Source organism: Jiangella rhizosphaerae, assembly GCF_003579925.1.
Lineage (GTDB): Bacteria > Actinomycetota > Actinomycetes > Jiangellales > Jiangellaceae > Jiangella > Jiangella rhizosphaerae.
Genome location: NZ_QUAL01000248.1, coordinates 1 through 1747, shown reverse-complemented (window position 1 = coordinate 1747; position 1747 = coordinate 1). Strand labels below are relative to the sequence as shown.

Sequence of the window (1747 nt, the reverse complement as noted above, 5' to 3'; positions counted from 1 at the left end):
GTCGACGGCGACGCGGTCGGCGACGACGCCGGCGGACGGCGGCCAGGCGTCGCGCAGCAGGCCGCGGACCCGGCGCCGGCCGTCGTTGCGGATACTCAGCCGCACCGTCGCCGTCGTGCCGAGCCGCGCGGTGCGGTCGCCGTCGCGCGACAGCCGCAGCGCCCGCGTCGAGCCGGCCAGCACGACGTCCACCAGCACCAACGCGAGCACGGCCCCGGTGACGCCGGCGATGCCCGCCCACGACGGCGCCGCCGCCGCCACGACCACCGCGCCGATGGCCGCCAGCGCCGCGACCCGCCCCGTCAGGACCATCAGCGGGGGACGGGGACCGTGGCCAGCACCGTCTCGAGCACGGAGTCGGCGGTGACGCCCTCCATCTCCGCCTCGGGCCGCAGCGTCAGCCGATGCCGCAGCGTCGGCCGGGCCAGCGCCTTGACGTCGTCGGGCGTCACGAACCCGCGCCCGGACAGCCAGGCCCACGCGCGCGCCGTCTTCAGCAGCGCCGTCGCGCCGCGCGGCGACACCCCCAGCTGCACCGACGGCGACGTGCGGGTGGCCCGGCAGACGTCGACGATGTAGCCGAGCACGTCGGGCTCGACCCGGACGGCGGCGACCGCCTCGCGCGCGGCCGCGACGTCGGCCGGGCCGGCGACCGCCTGGACGCCGGCGGCCGCCAGGTCGCGCGGGTCGAAGCCGTCGGCGTGCCGGCGCAGCACCGCGATCTCGTCGTCGCGCTCGGACACCGTCACGGTCAGCTTGAGCAGAAAGCGGTCGAGCTGCGCTTCGGGCAGCGGGTAGGTGCCCTCGTACTCGACCGGGTTCTGCGTGGCGGCGACGAGGAACGGGTCGGGCAGGGCGCGCGGCTGGCCGTCGACGGAGACCTGCCGCTCCTCCATCGCCTCCAGCAGGGCGGCCTGGGTCTTCGGGGGCGTGCGGTTGATCTCGTCGGCGAGCAGCAGGTTGGTGAAGACGGGGCCCTCGGCGAAGGAGAACTCCGCCGTCCGGGCGTCGTACACCAGCGAGCCGGTGATGTCGCCGGGCATGAGGTCGGGGGTGAACTGGACCCGCTTGGTCTCGACCCGCAGTGTCGCCGCGAGCGCCCTGACCAGCAGCGTCTTCGCGACGCCGGGCACGCCCTCGAGGAGGACGTGGCCGCGGCAGAGCAGCCCGATGACCAGGCCGCTGACCACGGCGTCCTGCCCGACGACGGCCTTCGCGACCTCCTGGCGGACGGCGGTGAGCGCGGCCCGCGCGTGCTCGCCGGGGTCGGCGGCGCGGCTGGGCGGCGGTGGGGTCTGCTCGGTGGACGCGTCGGTCACGATGGACGGGGATCCTTTCCGGTGGGCGACGTGCCGGTGGCCCGGGGGACAGCGGCAGCGACATTCAGAAGTCGGGTCATGCCATGGATCACGAGCTCTCTCCAGACGGCATTCGCCCTTGGACCGAGGGCTCAGGGGGACCTTCGGCCCCCCATCGCCCGTCGGTATTGCCCAACCCTCCGGCCTCCAGGGTGTCGAGGTCGTCGGCCAGCCGCACCAGGGCGGCGTCGTCGGCCGGCGGCGGGCCGGCCAGCAGCGCGGCGATCTCCGCGGCCGGGCGGCCGGTGCGGGTGGCGAGCGTCGTGACCAGGGCGTCGACGGCGTCGGGCCCGGCCTCCGCGGCGATGCCGCCCGGGAGGTGGGCCGTGGCCGCCAGCCGGCGGATGGCGGCCCTGCGCAGCAGCGTCGCGGCGTGGTCGCGGGACCGG

General features: G+C 76.5%; 1 protein-coding gene and 2 pseudogenes. All 3 read right to left on the bottom strand.

Annotated elements, in window-relative coordinates; all coding sequences use genetic code 11:
- Positions 1 to 312, bottom strand: a pseudogene (locus DY240_RS22845) (DUF58 domain-containing protein); the annotation flags it as partial.
- On the bottom strand, positions 312 to 1319 hold the full coding sequence (locus DY240_RS22840) for an AAA family ATPase (protein WP_119662088.1): 1008 nt from the start codon (positions 1317 to 1319) through the stop codon (positions 312 to 314). The pseudogene DY240_RS22845 and the gene DY240_RS22840, both read right to left, overlap by 1 nt.
- 88 nt (positions 1320 to 1407) lie before the next feature.
- Positions 1408 to 1747 (bottom strand): annotated as a pseudogene (locus DY240_RS32285) (hypothetical protein); the annotation flags it as partial.